Origin of the sequence: Bacillus sp. DB-2, from assembly GCF_003315125.1 — a bacterium.
In the GTDB taxonomy this organism is placed as follows: domain Bacteria; phylum Bacillota; class Bacilli; order Bacillales; family Bacillaceae_G; genus Bacillus_A; species Bacillus_A mycoides.
In genome coordinates this window covers 63,609-83,493 of sequence record NZ_QNRN01000001.1, presented here as the reverse complement: position 1 = coordinate 83,493, position 19,885 = coordinate 63,609, and the positions used below count along the sequence as shown (strand labels likewise).

General features: G+C 36.1%; 17 protein-coding genes and 2 riboswitches. Of the genes, 12 read left to right on the top strand and 5 right to left on the bottom strand.

Features of this window, described 5'->3' with window-relative positions; genetic code table 11:
• Positions 1-21 precede the first annotated feature (21 nt).
• The 8 genes from pstB (at position 22) to glcK (ending at position 8,058) form a co-directional block, all read left to right on the top strand.
• Positions 22-837 (top strand): phosphate ABC transporter ATP-binding protein, encoded by an 816-nt coding sequence (gene pstB / locus DET63_RS00520; RefSeq protein ID WP_002088644.1) that lies wholly within the window; start codon positions 22-24, stop codon positions 835-837.
• Positions 838-1,089: 252 nt separating this feature from the next.
• Positions 1,090-2,220, top strand: a complete 1,131-nt coding sequence (locus DET63_RS00515) for an RNA-guided endonuclease InsQ/TnpB family protein (RefSeq protein ID WP_113935589.1) — start codon at positions 1,090-1,092, stop codon at positions 2,218-2,220.
• Positions 2,221-2,492: 272 nt separating this feature from the next.
• Entirely contained in the window at positions 2,493-3,149 is a 657-nt protein-coding gene (gene phoU, locus DET63_RS00510) for a phosphate signaling complex protein PhoU (RefSeq protein WP_002015145.1), read from the top strand.
• 345 nt (positions 3,150-3,494) lie between these two features.
• On the top strand, positions 3,495-5,849 hold the full coding sequence (locus DET63_RS00505; RefSeq protein WP_113935588.1) for a sugar phosphate nucleotidyltransferase: 2,355 nt from the start codon (positions 3,495-3,497) through the stop codon (positions 5,847-5,849).
• A 69-nt stretch (positions 5,850-5,918) separates the two neighbouring features.
• Complete coding sequence (rpmG, locus tag DET63_RS00500) at positions 5,919-6,068, top strand: 50S ribosomal protein L33 (RefSeq protein WP_001265616.1); 150 nt, start codon at positions 5,919-5,921, stop codon at positions 6,066-6,068.
• 104 nt (positions 6,069-6,172) lie between these two features.
• Entirely contained in the window at positions 6,173-6,751 is a 579-nt protein-coding gene (locus DET63_RS00495) for a 5-formyltetrahydrofolate cyclo-ligase (protein ID WP_002034038.1), read from the top strand.
• Positions 6,752-6,854: 103 nt separating this feature from the next.
• Complete coding sequence (locus DET63_RS00490) at positions 6,855-7,055, top strand: YqgQ family protein (RefSeq protein WP_000253699.1); 201 nt, start codon at positions 6,855-6,857, stop codon at positions 7,053-7,055.
• Positions 7,056-7,074: 19 nt separating this feature from the next.
• Positions 7,075-8,058 (top strand): glucokinase, encoded by a 984-nt coding sequence (gene glcK / locus DET63_RS00485; protein ID WP_113935587.1) that lies wholly within the window; start codon positions 7,075-7,077, stop codon positions 8,056-8,058.
• Between the two features lie 80 nt (positions 8,059-8,138).
• On the opposite strand, the gene DET63_RS00480 is transcribed toward glcK, so the two are convergent.
• Positions 8,139-8,309 (bottom strand): DUF2759 domain-containing protein, encoded by a 171-nt coding sequence (locus DET63_RS00480; RefSeq protein WP_002034036.1) that lies wholly within the window; start codon positions 8,307-8,309, stop codon positions 8,139-8,141.
• 170 nt (positions 8,310-8,479) lie between these two features.
• Between DET63_RS00480 and DET63_RS00475 the strand changes: the two genes are divergently transcribed.
• Both DET63_RS00475 and DET63_RS00470 read left to right on the top strand, forming a co-directional pair.
• Entirely contained in the window at positions 8,480-9,109 is a 630-nt protein-coding gene (locus DET63_RS00475; protein ID WP_002088640.1) for an MBL fold metallo-hydrolase, read from the top strand.
• 9 nt (positions 9,110-9,118) lie between these two features.
• Positions 9,119-10,231 carry a class I SAM-dependent methyltransferase gene (locus DET63_RS00470; protein WP_113935586.1) on the top strand — a complete coding sequence of 371 codons (1,113 nt, stop codon included), beginning with the start codon at positions 9,119-9,121 and terminating at the stop codon, positions 10,229-10,231.
• Positions 10,232-10,381: 150 nt separating this feature from the next.
• Here DET63_RS00470 and DET63_RS00465 read toward each other — a convergent pair whose 3' ends face one another.
• The 4 genes from DET63_RS00465 to metI all read right to left on the bottom strand — a co-directional run bounded on the left by DET63_RS00465 (position 10,382) and on the right by metI (position 14,054).
• Complete coding sequence (locus DET63_RS00465; RefSeq protein ID WP_000894375.1) at positions 10,382-10,672, bottom strand: ArsR/SmtB family transcription factor; 291 nt, start codon at positions 10,670-10,672, stop codon at positions 10,382-10,384.
• A gap of 436 nt (positions 10,673-11,108) precedes the next feature.
• Positions 11,109-11,621, bottom strand: a complete 513-nt coding sequence (locus DET63_RS00460) for a cysteine hydrolase family protein (RefSeq protein WP_113935585.1) — start codon at positions 11,619-11,621, stop codon at positions 11,109-11,111.
• 160 nt (positions 11,622-11,781) lie between these two features.
• Entirely contained in the window at positions 11,782-12,945 is a 1,164-nt protein-coding gene (gene metC / locus DET63_RS00455; protein ID WP_002088638.1) for a cystathionine beta-lyase, read from the bottom strand.
• Positions 12,942-14,054: a cystathionine gamma-synthase/O-acetylhomoserine thiolyase gene (gene metI, locus DET63_RS00450; RefSeq protein ID WP_002143142.1), complete on the bottom strand. Its 1,113-nt coding sequence runs from the start codon at positions 14,052-14,054 to the stop codon at positions 12,942-12,944. Before metI ends, metC begins: the two co-directional genes overlap by 4 nt.
• An 89-nt stretch (positions 14,055-14,143) precedes the next feature.
• A riboswitch (SAM riboswitch) is annotated at positions 14,144-14,257 on the bottom strand.
• 202 nt (positions 14,258-14,459) lie between these two features.
• Positions 14,460-14,569, top strand: a riboswitch (SAM riboswitch).
• Positions 14,570-14,639: 70 nt separating this feature from the next.
• On the opposite strand from metI, the gene DET63_RS00445 reads away from it, so the two are divergent.
• Both DET63_RS00445 and metH read left to right on the top strand, forming a co-directional pair.
• The gene (locus DET63_RS00445) at positions 14,640-16,472 is read left to right on the top strand and encodes a bifunctional homocysteine S-methyltransferase/methylenetetrahydrofolate reductase (RefSeq protein ID WP_016100611.1); all 1,833 of its coding nucleotides are present in this window, start codon (positions 14,640-14,642) and stop codon (positions 16,470-16,472) included.
• Positions 16,472-19,870: a methionine synthase gene (metH, locus tag DET63_RS00440; RefSeq protein ID WP_113935584.1), complete on the top strand. Its 3,399-nt coding sequence runs from the start codon at positions 16,472-16,474 to the stop codon at positions 19,868-19,870. Before DET63_RS00445 ends, metH begins: the two co-directional genes overlap by 1 nt.
• Positions 19,871-19,885: the final 15 nt, after the last annotated feature.

Sequence of the window (19,885 nt, the reverse complement as noted above, 5' to 3'; positions counted from 1 at the left end):
GTGGATGAAAGGGGAATTCAAATGGTAGCAACAGTAGTAAATGTACAGGTGAAAAATGAGAAAAAGATTGAGACAGCACCAAAAAAAATAGTATTTGATACGAAAAATTTAAATTTATGGTACGGAGAAGACCATGCTTTAAAAGATATCAACTTAAGTATTCATGAGAATGAAGTAACAGCGATTATCGGTCCAAGTGGTTGTGGGAAATCAACATACTTAAAAACGCTAAATCGTATGGTAGAGTTAGTGCCTATCGTTCGAACTACGGGCGTTATCGAATATAGAGAACGAAACATATTTGATAAATCATATCCGGTTGAAGAATTACGTACGCATGTGGGTATGGTGTTCCAAAAGCCAAATCCATTCCCAAAATCTATTTATGAAAATGTAGCATATGGTCCGAAAATCCATGGTGTTCGTGACAAAAAAACACTTGATGAAATTGTTGAAAATAGCTTGCGCGGCGCAGCTATTTGGGATGAGTTAAAAGATCGTTTGCATGATAATGCATACGGTTTATCTGGTGGTCAGCAACAACGTCTATGCATTGCACGCTGCTTAGCGATTGAGCCAGACGTAATTTTAATGGATGAGCCAACATCGGCGCTAGATCCAATTTCAACATCAAAAGTAGAAGAATTAATTCAGGAGTTAAAGAAAGATTTTAGTATTGTTATCGTAACGCACAACATGCAACAAGCAGCACGAATTTCAGATAAAACTGCTTTCTTCTTAAGTGGAGAAGTTGTGGAATATACAGATACGAACAAATTATTTACAACACCTGCAGATAAGCGTACAGAAGACTACATTACAGGACGATTTGGTTGATATCGCTAGCAAGGCTAAGAGTAAATGCCCTCTTAACAGAGGGTAACTAACTGTTACGATTTATTTAACCAATTATAACCAAAGTTAATTAAAGATATCAGTAAGCCCTGCTAGTCAAGTGATTGGCTAGTAGTGAGGGTTAACTGCGTGCAATCCCTAAAGCTGATTGAACTACAACGTGGCTAGAAATGGTGAGCGTGAATGTTGCGAAAGTAGAAAAAATCAATCAGATGATTAAGGAGTTGACTTCTGATGATATTGGCGAAGAAAGTCAGACTGATTCCAACGCCTGAACAAGAAAAAGTGCTTAGAAATCATGCTGGAGCTTCAAGATTTGCTTATAACTATTGTAAAAGAATGAGTGATAGATACTATAAGCTATTTGGAAAATCTGTTTCACAGTTAGATTTACAGAAACGATTTACAAAGATCAAGAAGCGAAAGAGATATGAGTGGTTAAATGACATCAACGCACAAGTTCCAAAACAGGCTTCAAAAGATTTTGATAAGGCGAGAAGAAATTCGTTCAAAAAGTACAAAAATGGTTATCACACTTCTTATAAATCCAAAAAAGATTTAATTCAAGGATTTTATGCCAATTATGAAAGACTGATTATAGGAAAGAAAGTAGTTGATATTCAGTCTATTGGAGAAGTGAAAACAAGCCAACAACTACCAAGAAACAAAAAATCATCAAATCCAAGAGTTACATTTGATGGTCGTCACTGGTGGATTAGTGTAGGGTTCCAGGAAGACTTTGAATCACAAGAACTAACCAATGAGTCGTTTGGTGTGGATGTTGGTTTAAAAGAGCTGTTTGTAGCTTCTAATGGTACGAAAGAACGAAATATAAACAAAGATGCTAAGGTTAAAAAACTTTTGAAAAAGAAAAAGTCAGCGCAAAGAGATATGTCTAGGAGATTTAAAAAAGGTGTGAAATTTCAATCTGCCGGATATGAAAAAGCTAAAATTGAGCACCTTCGGCTATCTAGGAAAATTACGAATATTCGAAATAACCATATCCATCAATCAACAGCTAAATTGGTGAAAACCAAACCAATGAGGATTGTTGTGGAAGACTTACCTATCTCAAACCTGTTAAAAAACAAAAAACTATCGAAAGCATTTTCATTTCAAAAATTAAACTTCTTCTTTCAATGTTTATCATACAAGTGTGAGAAGTACGGCATTGAATATGTAAAAGCTGATAAATGGTTCGCTTCCAGCAAGATTTGCTCATGTTGCGGAGTTAAATACGACCATTCAGTTCAACCAGAAGGACAGTGGAGTTTAAAGATTCGTGAATGGGACTGTGTTGGGTGCAATAGCCATCACGATAGGGATGTAAATGCTTCGATAAATTTATCAAGATGGGTAAAATAAATGCTTGATAATAGGAGGTAACGATACTGCCTCGTGTGGAGTGTTATACCCCTCGTCCCTTCGGGGTTGCGAGAACACTTTGAAGCACTAACTTGTGTGAATTTGATTGAATTGTATAGATTTAGTTAAGTTTATCGTATCGGCATTTCTCATTTTTACCTCATTTTAAATAGGGGAGTAATATTTCTCTTTTCTCAAGGCTTAATAAACATACAAGAGGCTGGGTAGGGGATTTATATAAAATGGCACATAATATTGAGGGGGAAGAAATGATGGTAAGAGAACAGTTTCAATGTGATTTAAAAACGTTACAGCAAAAGGTGATCGAGCTTGGTGAGTTAGCAAGTGGAGCTTTATTGATTGCTATGGAAGGTCTTCACAACAGGGATGTAGAGAAAGCGTTAGAAGTCATTGATGGGGATTATCGCATGGATAATTTAGAAGAGGAAATAAATGACCTTGCGCTTATGCTTATTACAAAGCAGCAGCCTGTAGCAAGTGATTTAAGAAGAATTTTCATTTCAATTAAAACAGCGACAGATTTAGAACGTATTGCAGACCATGCTGTTAATATTGCGAAATCAACAATTCGTCTTGGTGAAAAAGAAGTGGTTGTTAGTTTACATAATCTTGAGGAAATGTTTGAGATTGCTCATAAGATGTTAAATTTAGCATTAGAAGCATATGAGCAAGAAAATTTAACTTTTGCTAAACAAATTGCTGAAATGGATGATTCAGTTGATGAAATTTATGGGAAGGCGATTCGTGAATTTATTTCATCTATCCCTGGACAACCAGAAGCGATTACACAAATTACACAACTATCCTTTGTTGCAAGATATATTGAGCGTGTAGCAGACCATGTTACAAATATTGCCGAGAATGTATTTTATGTAGTAAAAGGAAAGCATTATTTATTGAATGAGTAGGGGGAAAAGTAGGTGATGAGAAATCACCTGCTTTTTTTAGTCAAAACATGACAAAAAAAGCTCGTTGTTTCCTTTAGTCTATGATGATAAGATGTATCATAATTGATGGGAAAATAAGTACATATGTGTTAGTTACGTATTATTAATTATTTTACCAAGTTAATGGTAAGCGCTTTCTTTTGGGTGGGAGTTAAAAGGTATATTTATTTATAAAGTGAGGCTTTAATTAGTGGGGCTGTCTCTCGCTGATTGTTAGATCATACCAAACCGGACTTTTACTGCAGTTAATGTGGGGTAAATGATATACGGAGTTCTTGAACATTATATAAGTGGAGGCTGAAGTATATGAAGGGGGTTATTTTAGCTGGAGGAAAAGGGAGACGCCTTAGACCATTAACATGTAATACTCCAAAACCGATGTTACCATTGTTAGAAAAACCAGTTCTTGAATATAATATTGAATTATTACGTCAGCATGGTATTCGTGAAATTGCAATTACAGTTCAATATATGAGTACTGCCATTAAGCAATACTTTGGTGATGGTAGTAAGTGGGGAGTTAACTTGTATTATTTTGAAGATTCTCCTCCGCTTGGAACAGCAGGGAGTATTAAGCAAGCGGAAAGTTTTTTAGATGAAACATTTGTTGTTATTAGTGGGGATGCATTAACTGACTTTCAATTATCAGAAGGAATTGCATTTCATGAACAGAAGAAGAGAATGGTAACGATGTTTGTGAAAGAAGTAGAAAACCCACTCTCATTTGGCTTAGTTGTAATGAATAAAGAACAAGAAATTATACGATATATAGAAAAGCCGAGCTGGAATGAGGTAGTTTCTAATATTGTGAATACAGGTATTTATATAATGGAGCCAGAAATCTTTTCTTACATACCATCCATGGAATTTTCGGATTTCAGTCATGATGTGTTTCCTTTATTGGCAAATAAAAATGCTTTATTTGCATATTTATCAGAAGACTATTGGCTAGATATTGGTACATTTGATCAATATCGGCAAGCTCAATTCGATTTGTTGACGAAAAAATTGAAGGTGCCTATTCCATATACAGAAGTATTACCGATGGTGTGGATGGGAGAAGGTGTAACGATAGGAAAAGGGACGAAAATTCATGGCCCTTCTTTTATTGGAGAAGGAGCAATGATTGGTGCAGGGGCTGTAATTGAACCGTACTCTATTATCGGGAAAAATAGTATCGTTTCAAGTTATTCTCATCTTCAAAAAAGCATCATTTTTGCAAACGCTCATATAGGAAAAAATTGTGAGTTGTTAGAAACAACAATAGGAGATCATACAATGGTCGAAGATGATGTTACACTTTTTCAAAAAAGTATTGTAGCGGACCATTGTCATATAGGGAAAAGTACAGTAATTAAGCAAAAAGGAAAAATATGGCCATATAAGGAGATAGATAGTCATTCGATAGTAGGGTCTGCCGGTGTTAAAGAGAGTGAAAAGAGTGCAGGGTGGTTACAAAAAAGCCGGATTTTAGGAAGGGGTAATGTTGAAATTACTCCTCAATTTATTGTGAAAGTTGCAATGGCTTATGGATCTCTTTTTGCTAAAGGAGAGAGTATATTGATTGGAAGTCAGGAAAATATAGAAACAACTTCCTTTAAAAATTTATTCCTCCATGCCATTCATGGCAGCGGGATTCATACGATGGAATGTAAAGAAATGAATGAGTCGCTTTTTCAGTATGCCATTCATAATTTGCAATGTGCAGGTGGAGTTTTCGTTCAAGTGGAAAGCGAAAGAGGGATTGTTATACAATTGTATGGTAAGGAGGGCTCATTTTTAACGTATAAGCAGCAAAAAGCGATAGAACAAGTATATATGTCTGAGTCGTTTTATTACGCTTCTGAGAAAGAAATGGGACGAAATAAGCTAGTTCACGTTTCTGTAAATAATTATGTAGAAGCTGTGTTAGAGCATATTGATATTGAAACGATACAAAAACAGAAGTTTCATCTTCTTATTAATAAGAGAAATGATATGTTACAACATTTACTTATGATTTTTTTGCAAAGGCTCGGATGCACAGTTACATGGATTTATGCGGGCGAACAAAAGCATCATGTGAAAGCCTTGATGAAATCAAGTAAAGCAAATATGGCACTTATGTTTTCAGAGCAAGGAAATTATTTCGAGTTATATGATAATCATAGTAATATTTACCAGGGAACAGATTTTGAAGAGGTAGATATTCCAGATTTATTACTTGAATCGGCAGGAAATATTTACCCGATGTCTTTGAAATTAGGAGAATGTTACCTTCTATTTTATACGCAGGATGAAAAAAAGTCGTTTCAAGCGAGATGGAAGCGAGATATTTTATATCGAATTGGAAAATTATTCGAGCTAATAGCATTGCAGGGAAAAACATTTCTCAGCATAGTAGAGCAATCACCTCCGCTCTATCTACTTTGTGATGAAGTTGTATGTTCATGGAATGAAAAAGGGAAAGTAATGAGGAAATTATTGGCTGATATGGAAAGAAAGGAAGAAGGTATATTTGAAGGAGTACAGTTCAAATATACCGAAAAAGAGTGGTCTTATATCGTTTCTGACACAAAACAACCGAAATTTTTAGTGTATTCGCATGCTAGAAACCCAGTAATAGCAAGGGAAAACATGAAAAATCTTATAGAAAAAATTAGACAATATCAAAAGGTGTAGAATTTTTATTTTAAAAGTGGTATTATAGTATAGTCTGATTTAAGTTATTAGTACTGGAGGGAAATAAGAATGCGTGTGAATATTACTCTAGCATGTACAGAATGCGGAGATCGTAACTATATCTCAAAGAAAAACAAACGTAACAACGCTGAGCGTATCGAGCTTAAAAAGTATTGCAAGCGTGACAAGAAGTCTACGTTACACCGTGAAACAAAGTAAGCAGTAGGAATATTTTCCTACTGTTTCTTTTTTTATTCGGTTCCTCTGTTAAAAGTGATACACTATCATCGTAGAGCAAAGTGTCACTGTGAGGGGGAAAATGTGTGAGAGAAGAGAAACTACGTTTGCGTAAACAAATAATAGAACACATGAATTCTTTATCAGAAGAACGGTATACAACTTTATCAGAGCAAATTGCAGCTTCGTTGTATGCGCAAAAAGAGTGGGTTGAAGCTAAAACAATTGGAATCACCCTCTCAATGGAAAATGAAGTGAATACATATCCTATTATCGAAAAAGCTTGGGAAGAAGGAAAGAAAGTTGTTGTTCCGAAGTGTAATAAAGGAACACGAACGATGTCTTTCCGGAAAATTAGTAATTTTGATCAATTAGAAACAGTGTATATGAATTTACGTGAACCAATTCCAGCGCTTACGGAAGAAGTGAATGCAGATGAAATTGATCTTCAAATCGTGCCAGGCGTAGCTTATACAGAGCGAGGAGAACGGATTGGATATGGCGGTGGCTATTATGATCGTTATCTCGTGCATTATAAAGGGAAAGCGTTATCATTAGCTTATAGTTTTCAAATGGTAGAACATATTCCAGTAGAGCCATTTGATAAAAATGTAGAAAAAATTATTACAGAAAAAGGAACAATGGTTAAAAATGGGCTTGTATAGACAAATAAAAATTGACGAGACTTTTTCTTCGTGATTATAATAAAATATGTGAACGTTTTCTTATTATAATTTTTTATAGTAAGTGAGCATAGAGGGTGATGAAATGGTATCTATTTATGATATTCAGCAATTGCTAAAGAAATTTGGTACGATTATTTATACGGGTGATCGAATTGCAGATTTACAATTAATGCAAGATGAATTGCGTGAATTAAATCAATCACAGCTAATCGATCCACAAGACTATCAAACAGCTTTATTTTTATTGAAGCAAGAAATTCAAAAAGAGCTAAATAAGAATTAGATAAAGGTAGGTAAGTAACATGGAAGAGAAATGGTTAGTTGGTGTTGACCTTGGTGGTACAACGATTAAATTAGCATTTATTAATGTGTACGGTGAAATTTTACATAAGTGGGAGATCCCTACGAATACAAATGAACAAGGAAAACATATTACACTTGATGTAGCGAAAGCTATTGATAAAAAGTTAGAAGAATTAGGTGAATTAAAAAGCAAGCTAATTGGTATTGGTATGGGAGCTCCTGGTCCTGTACATGTGGCATCTGGAATGATTTATGAAGCGGTTAATTTAGGATGGAAAAACTATCCGTTAAAAGACTTGCTAGAAGTAGAAACAGGATTACCTGTTGTTATTGATAATGATGCAAACTTAGCGGCGCTTGGTGAAATGTGGAAAGGTGCTGGCGAAGGAGCAAAAGATTTAATTTGTATGACACTTGGCACTGGTGTTGGTGGTGGTGTTATCGCCAATGGTGAGATTGTACATGGTATAAGCGGTGCTGCTGGTGAGATTGGACATATTACAGTTGTTACAGAGAACGCTTTTCCATGTAATTGCGGGAAGTCAGGTTGCTTAGAAACAGTAGCTTCTGCAACAGGTATTGTACGTGTTGCTATGCAACAAATACAAGAGACAGATAAAGAAAGTGTTTTACGTTCTATGTTAGCAGAAGAAGGGCTTATTACATCAAAAGATGTGTTTGAAGCGCTTGGACAAGGTGACGAACTAGCAGGTGAAGTAGTGGAAAAAGTAGCTTCTTATTTAGGATTAGCTGTAGCGAACCTTGCTAGTACGTTGAACCCAGAGAAAATCGTAATTGGTGGTGGCGTATCTAAAGCTGGAGACGCACTATTAGAGCCAATTCAACGTTATTTCGAGCAATATGCTTTCTCTCGTGCTGTAAAGAGCACAAAGTTAGCAATTGCAATACTTGGTAATGATGCAGGTGTAATTGGAGGAGCGTGGCTTGTAAAAAAGAACAAATACGAGGCGAAGATGATATAAGTTGTGAATAATGAAAAGAGGAAGGGGCCCCCTTCCTCTTTTTATGCAAGATCTTGTTGGAGAATAAAAATGTAAATGGATTAAGCTGGTGGGTACCCATTATATAGAACAGTCATGATTGTAAACCATCCGAAAACAAGTACGGTTGCAATAGCGAAGCCGCCCGCGAATAAGTTTTTTTCGCGAAGTGTTCTAAGCGTAGCAAATACAGCTAACAGAGTGACTAGCGTAAAAATAATAACAAGGCCCATACAATATCCTCCTCTGTCTACTCATTCCTTAGAATAAGTTTTTAGAATATTTACTCTTTTATATTGTACATGTTTTAAAAATGATTGTCGAGATGACACGCCTTCTTTTCCTAAGAGAAAGAAATGTTGTATCATTAAAAGTAAATTAAATAACTGGAGGAGATTTTCATATGAAATGGATACAAATGCCTTTAGGCCCATTACAAACAAATGCTTATATTTTAAAGAATGATCAAAATGAGTGTATTATTTTTGATCCTGGTCATGAAGGAGAGAAACTTGTTACATATTTACAGGAAGCGCAGTTAAAGCCACTTGCGGTTTTATTAACACATGCTCACTTTGATCATATTGGTGCTGTTGATGCCGTGAGAGACGCTTTTCATATTCCGGTATACGTACATAAAGAAGAAGCGAATTGGTTAGGCGATGCAACTGTGAATGGCTCGCAAATTTTTATGATGAACCGCAGTATTACAGCAAAACCAGCAGATCATATTATTGACGAAGAGGGTACATTAACGATCGGTTCTTTTAGTTTTGAAATTTTTGAGACACCAGGACATTCTCCAGGAAGTATTTCTTATTATAGTAAAGAAGCGAATGCTGTATTTTCTGGAGATGTATTGTTCCAAATGAGTATTGGAAGAACGGATTTACCTGGTGGAAGTTTTGCTGAATTAATTGGAAGTATTGAAGAGAAATTATTTGTATTACCAGATGAAACAGCGGTGCTATGTGGACACGGTCCAGAAACAAGCATTGGTTTTGAAAAAGAAAATAATCCATTTTTACAATAAGGAGTCATTATGGGGATGGAGCTCAATTTAAGAGAATGGATGGGAAAAGAAAAGGATCATTCGATTTCATATAGTACGTATATGAATCTCGTATTATATGCAGAGGAACATGGGTATTATATGAGAGAACGTGAAAAAATTGGAAGACAGGGAGATTTTTTTACGAGTAGCAATGTATCTTCTGTATTTGCGAAGACTTTTGCTAAGCTTTTTATTCGGCTTGTTGAAAAGGGAGAAGTTTCTCCAAATATTTGTGAGATTGGTGGGGGAACAGGAAAGTTTGCCTATGATGTTTTACAAGAATGGAAACAATTATCTCCGGAAACCTTTATCAATTTAAACTATTCAATTATTGAAGTGAGCCCTTTTCATAGAAGGCTACAACAGGAGAGGCTTTGCTTATTTGATAATGTGTCGTATTATACATCTTATATTGAAATGGGAGAGTCTTTCGAAGGAATTATTTTTTCGAATGAATTATTTGATGCGTTTCCTGTTGAGATAGTTGAGAAAAGAAATGGAATTTTGTATGAAGTACGTATCACGTATACAGATGAGGGAAACCTTACAGAAGTATTTAGACCGATAGAGAAAAGAGTCGGTCGTTACTTATTGAAATATAACATTCATATTGCTGAGGGACAGCGCTTTGAAGTGCCTATTGCAATGGAAGAGTATATAGAAGAGATTGCGAAATGGTTTCAGAAAGGTATATGTATTACAGTTGATTATGGATATACAAAAGAAGAATGGATGCATCCTGCACATCGTGAAGGAAGTTTAAGAGGATATTATAAGCACAAGCTAATTCGTAATCCTCTTGCATATCCAGGAGAAATGGACCTTACTACGCATGTTCATTGGGATGAGTTGAAGATGAATTTTGAGCTGCACGGAATTAATACGATATGGCATAGGAAGCAATCAGAGTTTTTGTTAGCAGCAGGAATATTAGATCAGCTTGCTAGCCATCAAGATACCAACCCTTTTTCTGAAACTCAAAAACTAAATAGAGCTATTCGCTCTATGATTTTGAACGGAGGATTAGGTAATGCTTTCGATGTTGTTATACACACAAAAGATATGAAGAATTTACTTTTGAATCAATATTTAACGATATGAAAAAAACAAGACACAGTATTTTCTGTGTCTTGTTTTTTAATACGACTTTTAATTATGTAGCATTATATATTTTCTCTCATGATATATATTTATATTAAAGATATGAGATGAAAAATATAGAATACACTCTTTTTCTCTGTCTATAGGTCCCTAACCTAATAATACACGAACGAGTTGAATAATTGTTTCGTTTTCTACTTTGTAGTAAATTTCCAATCCTTTTCTTTCACTAGAAACGATTTTAGCACTTTTTAACTTTGCTAAATGCTGTGAAATTGTAGATTGTGGCATGTTTAAGCCTGTGTACATTGTAGAAACGTTGCTTGGGCCACGTTCAATTAATCCCTTTACAATACATAAGCGAACAGGATGAGCAAGCACTTTCAATAATTCTGCATTGCTTTCATATAGTTCTATTTCTTTTTGAAAGGTTTCTAACATGTTCTTTTCCACCTCCGTGTGAGCTGTTATACCATACTATACATACCAAAAAATCAAAGAAAAGAAAACAGTTGTTGCAGAAAAAAAGTCCTAAAGTAAAGAAATTGTAAGAAAAGAGACCCTGATGTAAATAAAATAGATAAATTTGCACAGTTTTGTAAAATGACATTTTTGAGTGAAAATTTTGATGCGTTTCAAAAATTGAAAGATATAGATATATTCGTAACACAATTTTATCATGATTTTCTTATTCTTTCAAATGAATATACAAAATTTTTAAAATAATATGACAAAGGAATTATAATGTTATATATAGAATATATAACAGGTTAAAAGAAAAGAAGCTGATTATGATCAGCTTCTTTATAATGGTGATAATGAAATATTTGAATGTGGCTGATAAATCTTAGAATGATCAAGTTATTAGTCATTTATTCTAGAGTTCATCTTGTATCAATTTTAAAAATCTGTGATTCCATATATTTTCATAAAAATTAATTGTCTCTTTTGCGGACATAAATGGATTATTTAACGTAGAGGTTGTTTTCTGTATCATGAAGTTTTCGTATCCTAGTCCATGGGCAAATTTAATCGTAGCATCCATACAGTACTCTGTTTGGGCACCACAAAATTCAATATGATGTACAGATAATTGGTCTAAAATCTCTTTTAAGTTCGTTTTATAAAATGAATTTGCATGTGTTTTTCTTACAAAAAAATCTTGTTCTTGAACATCTAGATCGGTATGAATAGCCCAAAGTTCTTTTTCGGGTACTAAATCATCATCACAATGTTGAACAAAAATGATTGGTTTATTTGATTTTCTATAGGAAGAAATTCTTTTATTTACTTTTGTAAGCAAGTTTTGTAAATCAAATAAATGCTCTCCGTTATAACATACCCCATTTTGTAAATCGATAACGATTAAAACATCTGCACAAGTATCCATTATTTTTGCCCCTTTTTTACTTTTTAATATATCAATTAATTCATTACTTGGAAATAGATGGTGCTCTTTCGTTTTTTATGAACTATACGAAAAGTAAAAAATATACTTAACGGCATAAAAAAGAAGAGATGAAAACTTAATTTCATATCTTCTGTTCGTCCTATGCATTTACAGGCTCTTCTACATAAGAAAGGGCATTTTCAAAATCGGATATTAAATCGTCAACATTTTCAAGGCCAACGGATAACCGAAGTAATGAATTAGAAATACCTCTTTCATCACGAGCTTCTTGCGACAGTGCTGCATGTGACATTTTAGCTGGGTAGGAAAGAATCGATTCGACAGCTCCTAAACTAACTGCGAAGACAGGTAATTTTACTTTTGATAAAAATTGGCGGAGTGCGTCTTCTGATTGTAAAGTGAAAGATAGGACAGCTCCGGCTGATGTAGCTTGAGATTGTTGAATGTCAAATCCAAGATGTGTTTGTAAGCCAGGATAATAGACATTTTGAACTTTAGTGTGCTCTTGTAAAAAATGTGCGATTTTGTTGGCACCTGCAGCTGAATGTTCGAGACGTACATGCAATGTTTTAATGCCGCGAAGCACGAGAGAACAATCTTGCGGTCCTAAAATAGCACCAAAAGCGTTTTGTAGAAAGCCGAGCTTTTGAGCGAGTTCTTCATCTTTTACGACAGCTAATCCGGCGGTGACATCGCTATGACCAGCAATAAACTTTGTAGCGCTATGAAGAACGACATCAGCGCCAAGATCAAGCGGTTTTTGAAATAGTGGTGTCAAAAATGTATTATCAACAAAAGTAAGAGCACCAATAGATTTTGCAAGATTAGAAACAGCACGAATATCTGTCACTTTTAAAAGTGGGTTAGAAGGTGTTTCTACATAAAAGAGCTTCGTATTTGGTTTAATGTTTTCTTTTACTTCTTCCACATTGGTCATATCAACAAATGTATGTGAAACACCATAACGGGAGAGAACTTCAGTAACAATTCGATAAGTGCCTCCATATACATCTTCTGAAATAAGAACATGGTCACCTTGTGAAAGAAGGAGAAATGCAGTAGAAATGGCTGCAATGCCTGATGCAAAGGCAAATCCTTTTGTCCCGCCTTCTAATAAAGCAATGATATCTTCAAGAGCTTCACGTGTTGGATTTCCAGATCTACTATAGTCATACTTTCCGAAAGCATCTACATCAAACTGATGGAATGTTGATGTGTTATAGATGGGAACGTTAACAGCTCCTGTGTGTGAGTCATGCTTGTATTGATTATGCAGTAAAAGCGTATCTATGGAATAACTCATATTCTTACACCTTCTTTTACAAGTTTAATTGCTTGCTTTAAGTCTTGAATTAAGTCGTTGCTATTTTCGATGCCGACTGAAAAACGGAGAAGACGATTACACACACCACGTGCTGTTCGAACATCTTCTGGAATGTCGGCATGAGTTTGCGTTGCTGGATAAGTCATTAAACTTTCGACGCCGCCAAGACTTTCAGCAAATGTAATTAAGGATAAAGATTGTAAGAAAGGATTAATCCAAGTTTCATCTTGAAGGCGAAATGAAATCATACCACCTCTTCCTGGATAAAATACATCTGTCACACCATCTTCATCATTTAAATAAGCAACAATTGCATGAGCGTTTTCTTCATGCTGTTTCATGCGAAGTGCTAAAGTCTTCATCCCTCGAATTAATAGCCATGAATCAAACGGGCTTAAGACAGCACCAGAGGCATTATGATAATGAGCAAGCTCCTCGCAAAGAGATTTCCCTTTCGCAACGACAAGTCCGCTTAGTACATCGTTATGACCGCCTAAATATTTAGTTGCGCTATGAAGGACGATGTTTGCACCTTCTGTTAATGGTTGCTGTATATAAGGTGTATAGAACGTGTTATCTACAATAAGAAGTAGTCCGTGCCTTTTCGCTACACTTGCTACACTTACGATATCAGTTACTTGCATTAATGGATTAGTCGGTGTTTCTATGAAAATAGCCTTCGTTTGAGATGTGATTGCTTGCTCAATTTGTTTAATAGATTGTGTATCTACGTATCTACATCGAATATTCCACTTGTCTTCATGTTCGGAAAATAGACGATATGTTCCCCCGTATAAGTCTTCAGATACGATAAGCTCATCTCCGGAACGGAATAGTGAAAGGACAAGGAGAACAGCCGCCATTCCTGAACTACAGGCATACCCTTGCTCACCGCTTTCTAAGTCTGCAATTGCCTGTTCTAAAAGGCCACGAGTCGGATTTCCAGTTCTTGAATAGTCAAATCCAGTAGATTTACCAATTCCTTCGTGACGATAAGCAGTTGAGAAATAAACAGGTGGATTAACCGTTCCTGTTGTAGCTTCGCTACGGTTCCCGATTTGTGCTAGTTTTGTTTCGATTGTTGACATGTGAAAATTCCCCCTTTTTAAAGTGAACGACTAAGTGAAAATAAAAAAAGCCTTCTAAGAAGAAGGCTTTCGGATTGAATAGAGTCTTCTTCTCATCTGTCAAATCTTTCACAATTTGCTGGAATTAGCACCTTATTAACGAATGAATGTTAATGGTTGCTGAGGCGTCAAAGGGCCAGTCCCTCTACCTCTCTAGATAAGAATGTTCGTATGAAATTTTATTATGGTTTTAACTTTACAACAAAAGATATTTGAATTGCAACTTTATTTTAAATAATTTTTATTTTTCCGCAAGTGTCATTGACTTTTATTTTAGTGCGTGCTAAATTTATAAAAAATTAACAAACATTGTTAAAAGGGGAACGTATTTCCTTTTAGCTACATAAATAAAATAATAAAGACAAACTCTTATTGAGAGCGGTGGAGGGAAAGGCCCTGTGAAACCCGGCAACCTTCAAACTAAATGTTTGAAACGGTGCTAAAACCTGCAAAACGTGTGTTTTGCATAATAAGAGGAGGAACAATTATGTCCCCCTCTTCAAAGTGAAGAGGGGGTTTTTATATTGATAGAAATGAGGGAGATTCGTGAAATTACTAGATTTATTATCAAAAGGAATTGTAATAGGTGATGGTGCGGTTGGAACGTTATTACATTCGCATGGTTTACAAAGTAGTTTTGAAGAATTGAATTTGTCTGACCCGGACTTAATTATATCGATCCATAAACAATATGTAGCTGCTGGAGCGGATGTTATTCAAACGAATACGTATGGTGCGAATGAAGCGAAACTCCGCATGTATGGTCTAGAAAATCAAGTTGTCCAAATTAATAAAGCGGCAGTGAATATTGCGAAAGCATCAGTAACAGATCGGAATGCAATTTTAGGGACAATTGGAGGTATGAAACATATTGGTGCTGTTACAACGACTGATATAGAGCGAGAATTTATGTTACTTGAGCAGGCAGGTGCTTTACTAGAAGAACAGGTTGATGGATTACTATTAGAAACTTTTTATGATGAATTTGAATTATTGCATGCGGTTAAAGTATTGCGTAAACAAACGAATATTCCGATTGTTGCTCAGTTAGCGTTACATGAGGCAGGTACGACTCAAAATGGGAATGATGTCAATGAAATATTAAAACAGCTTTTAGATTACGGTGCCAATGTTGTTGGGTTGAACTGTCAACTAGGCCCGCTTCACATGACGGAAGCTTTCAAAATGATATCGATTCCTCAAAATGGCTATTTATCAGCATATCCGAATGCAGGTCTCCCGAATTATGTGGAAGGGCGTTACGTATATGAGGGAAGTCCAGCGTATTTTGAAGAAATGACACCGAAATTTATTGAACAAGGTATTCGTTTATTAGGTGGTTGTTGTGGTACTACCCCGGAACATATTGAAGGAATGAAACGTGCTACTCTAAATGTTGCACCTGTAATAGCAAAGGAGACGATTCAAAGGCCTAAAGTGGTCCATACACATGAGAAGCGTTCGAGAGCTCATGTTACTCTAGCAGAAAAGGCAAAGAAACAAACGACAGTTGTAGTGGAATTAGATCCACCGAAAACGTTAGACACGCAGCGTTTTTTTGAAGGGGCAAGAGCACTGAAAAGGGCTGGAGCGGATGCTATTACTCTAGCAGATAATTCATTAGCATCTCCTCGTGTTTCGAATATGGCTATGGGTGCATTATTAACGAAGCATGATATTCCAGTATTGACGCATTTAACGTGTAGAGACCATAACGTCATTGGACTACAGTCTCACTTACTTGGATTATCAGCATTAGGTATGGAGGAAGTGCTAGCTTTAACTGGTGATCCAGCGCGCGTTGGTGATTTCCCAGGTGCAACTTCTGTATATGATTTGTCATCGATAGAGCTCATTAAAATGATTAAAGAGATGAACGACGGACGCTCTATTTTAGGGAAATCAATTGGTCCGGCAACAAGATTTTCTGTCGGAGGGGCATTCAATCCTCATGTAAGGCATTTAAAAGCAGCGGTCAAGCGAATGGAACGAAAAATTGATGCTGGTGCTGAATATTTCTTAACGCAGCCGATATATGATGTTGCTTTAATAGAAGAAGTATATGAAGCGACAAAGCATTTGGAACAACCTATCTTTATTGGAATTATGCCGTTAGTAAGTAAGCGGAACGCAGATTTTCTTCATTTTGAAGTGCCGGGTATTACTCTCCCTGAAGAGATAAGACAAAGAATGGATGGACATGAAACGAAAGAGGCAGCCATAGAGGAAGGGATTCGTATTTCACAGGAGTTGATCGATGCGGCGATGAAATACTTTAACGGTATTTATCTTATTACACCGTTTTTAAAATATGAAATTACAGAACATCTCGTGAAATATGTGAGAGAAAAGCAAGAAGTGAAAGAAGGTATTAATTGATGAAACGAATAGAAGAGAGATTACAACATGAAATTTTAATATTAGATGGTGCAATGGGAACGATGATCCAGCAAGAAGACTTAACAGCGGAAGATTTTGGAGGAGAAGAATACGAAGGTTGTAATGAATATTTAGTAAAAACAAGACCGGATGTTATTTTAAATATTCATAAAGTCTACATTGAAGCTGGAGCAGATATTATTGAAACGAATACGTTTGGTGCAACAAATATTGTATTAAGTGATTATGCATTGTCTCATTTAGATGAAGAGTTAAACGAAAGGGCAGCGCTTTTGGCGAAGCAAGCGGTTAAAGAAAGTGGGAAAGAAGTGTATGTTGCGGGAGCGATGGGACCAACGACGAAAGCGATTAGTGTTACAGGTGGTGTGACTTTTGAAGAGTTAATTGAAGCCTATACAAGGCAAGCGAGAGGACTATTAAGAGGAGAAGTTGATGTATTACTCGTTGAAACGAGTCAAGATATGCGTAATGTGAAAGCTGCGTACATTGGAATTCAATCGGCGTTTGAAGAACTAAACAAAATAGTACCTATTATGATTTCTGGAACAATTGAACCGATGGGAACGACTTTAGCGGGTCAAACGATCGAAGCCTTTTATTTATCGGTAGAGCATATGAAGCCATTATCGGTTGGATTAAACTGTGCTACTGGTCCAGAATTTATGAGGGAACATATACGTTCCCTATCTGATTTATCGGAGTGTTATATTTCGTGTTATCCAAACGCTGGTCTTCCTGATGAAGATGGGCATTATCACGAATCTCCAGCGTCACTTGCTGAAAAAGTAAAACGTTTTGCTGAAGAAGGATGGATTAATATTATTGGTGGTTGTTGTGGCACAACACCAGAACATATACGTGTAATGAAATCAGCGCTTGCCTCGATTAATCCTCGTGAGCATCATGAAAGGGTTGGACATGGAATTAGTGGACTAGAAGCGTTGCAATATGATGATTCTATGAGGCCTTTATTTGTTGGAGAAAGGACGAATGTAATTGGATCGCGTAAGTTTAAAAGATTAGTAGCAGAAGGGAAATTTGAAGAGGCTGCTGAAGTGGCAAGAGCGCAAGTGAAGAAAAATGCTCATATTATTGATATTTGTATGGCAGACCCTGATCGTGATGAAATAGAAGATATGGAAAGATTCTTGGCAGAAGTTACGAAAGTGTTAAAAGTACCGATTATGATTGATTCAACAGATGAAAATGTTATGGCGAAAGCTCTTACTTATATTCAAGGAAAAGGTGTTATCAATTCTATTAATTTAGAGGATGGAGAAGAACGTTTTGAAAAAGTGACACCCCTTCTTCGGAAATACGGTGCTGCGATAGTTGTAGGGACAATTGATGAAGATGGTATGGCAGTTAGTGCAGAAAGAAAGATAGAGATTGCTAAAAGAAGCTATGAATTACTAACGAAAAAGTATGGTATACGCCCATCTGATATTATTTTTGATGCGCTTGTGTTTCCTGTAGGAACAGGTGATGAAGAATATATAGGTTCAGCGGCAGCGACTATAGAAGGAATTCGTCTTATTAAAGAAGCGTTACCAGAATGTTTAACGATTCTAGGTGTGAGTAATATATCTTTTGGTTTACCACCAGCTGGACGTGAAGTATTAAACTCTGTCTTTCTATATCATGCAACGAAAGCAGGATTAGATTATGCGATTGTTAATACGGAAAAATTAGAACGCTATGCGTTAATTCCAGAGGAAGAAAAACGTCTTGCGGATGCATTATTATTTGAAACGACGAAAGAGACGTTAGAAAAATTTACAAACTTTTATCGTGTTGCCAAAAAGAAAGATGTCGTTATACAAGAAACGCTAACACTTGATGAACGACTGGCAAATTATATTGTAGAAGGTACGAAGCAAGGACTACAAGAAGATCTAAGTCTCGCGCTTACAGAAGGACGAAAACCTCTGGATATTATTAACGGGCCGCTTATGACAGGAATGGATGAGGTGGGGCGATTATTTAATGGTAATGAGCTTATCGTTGCTGAAGTATTGCAAAGTGCTGAAAGTATGAAAGCTGCCGTAAGTTATTTAGAGCCACATATGGAATCTAGTGAGAGTGCAAAAAAAGGGAAAGTATTATTAGCGACTGTTAAAGGAGACGTACATGATATTGGGAAAAACCTTGTTGAAATTATTTTATCAAATAACGGATATGAAATTATTAATTTAGGAATTAATGTTCGTTCGGATCGAATTGTTCAAGAAGTACAAGAAAAGAAACCTGATATTATTGGCCTTTCTGGTTTGTTAGTAAAATCAGCGCAACAAATGGTAACGACTGCTGAAGATTTAAAAGCAGCGAATATTGATATTCCAATTGTTGTAGGTGGTGCAGCACTAACGAGGAAATTTACAGATAATCGTATTTCTCCATCTTATAAAGGGCTCGTATGTTATGCAAGTGATGCAATGACAGGTCTTGATATTATTAACAAATTACAAAAAGAAGAAGAACGTGAAAAGATGAAGCGAGATAAAAAGGAACGCCATCTTCATATTGTGAAACAAGAGGAGAAAGAAATAGAAATTCCTGCAGTTATTGAGCCGTTGCCAAAAGCAACTGTTATAGTGCCAGATTCGACGAAACGAGTTGTATTACGGGATATTCCTGCCCTTCATCTTGCACCGTTTTTAAATAGACAAATGTTAATTGGACACCATCTTGGGTTAAAAGGAAACGTAAAAAAACTCTTGCAAGAAGGGGATAAAAGAGCACATGAGCTAAATGATTTAATTGATGAATTATTACAAGAAGGACAATTTTGGTTACGCCCAAAAGCGGTGTATCAATTTTTCCCGGCGCAAAGTGATGGACAAAATATAATTATATACGATCCGGAAGATCACACACGTATTATAGAGCGATTTGAATTTCCGAGACAAGGGAAAGCACCATACCGTACTTTAGGAGATTATATACGCCCGATTGGAGATGAGATGGATTATGTCGCTTTCTTATCTGTTACCGTTGGAGAAGGGGTTCGAGATATTGCAGAGGAATGGAAGGCGAAGGGAGATTATTTACGCAGTCATGCGATTCAGTCGTTAGCACTTGAATTAGCAGAAGGACTTGCTGAAAAAACACATATGCTCATTCGTGATCGTTGGGGAATTCCAGATTCACCTGAACTGACGATGGAAGAGAGATTCCGTACAAAATATAGAGGAATACGCGTATCATTTGGTTATCCAGCATGCCCAGAACTTGCTGATCAAGAAAAATTATTTCGCTTAATTCATCCAGAAGAAATAGGTATTTCATTAACAGAAGGATTTATGATGGAGCCAGAAGCGTCTGTAACGGCTATGGTATTTTCTCACCCTGAGGCAAGGTATTTTAGTGTACTATAGTGTAGAAGGGGGAGA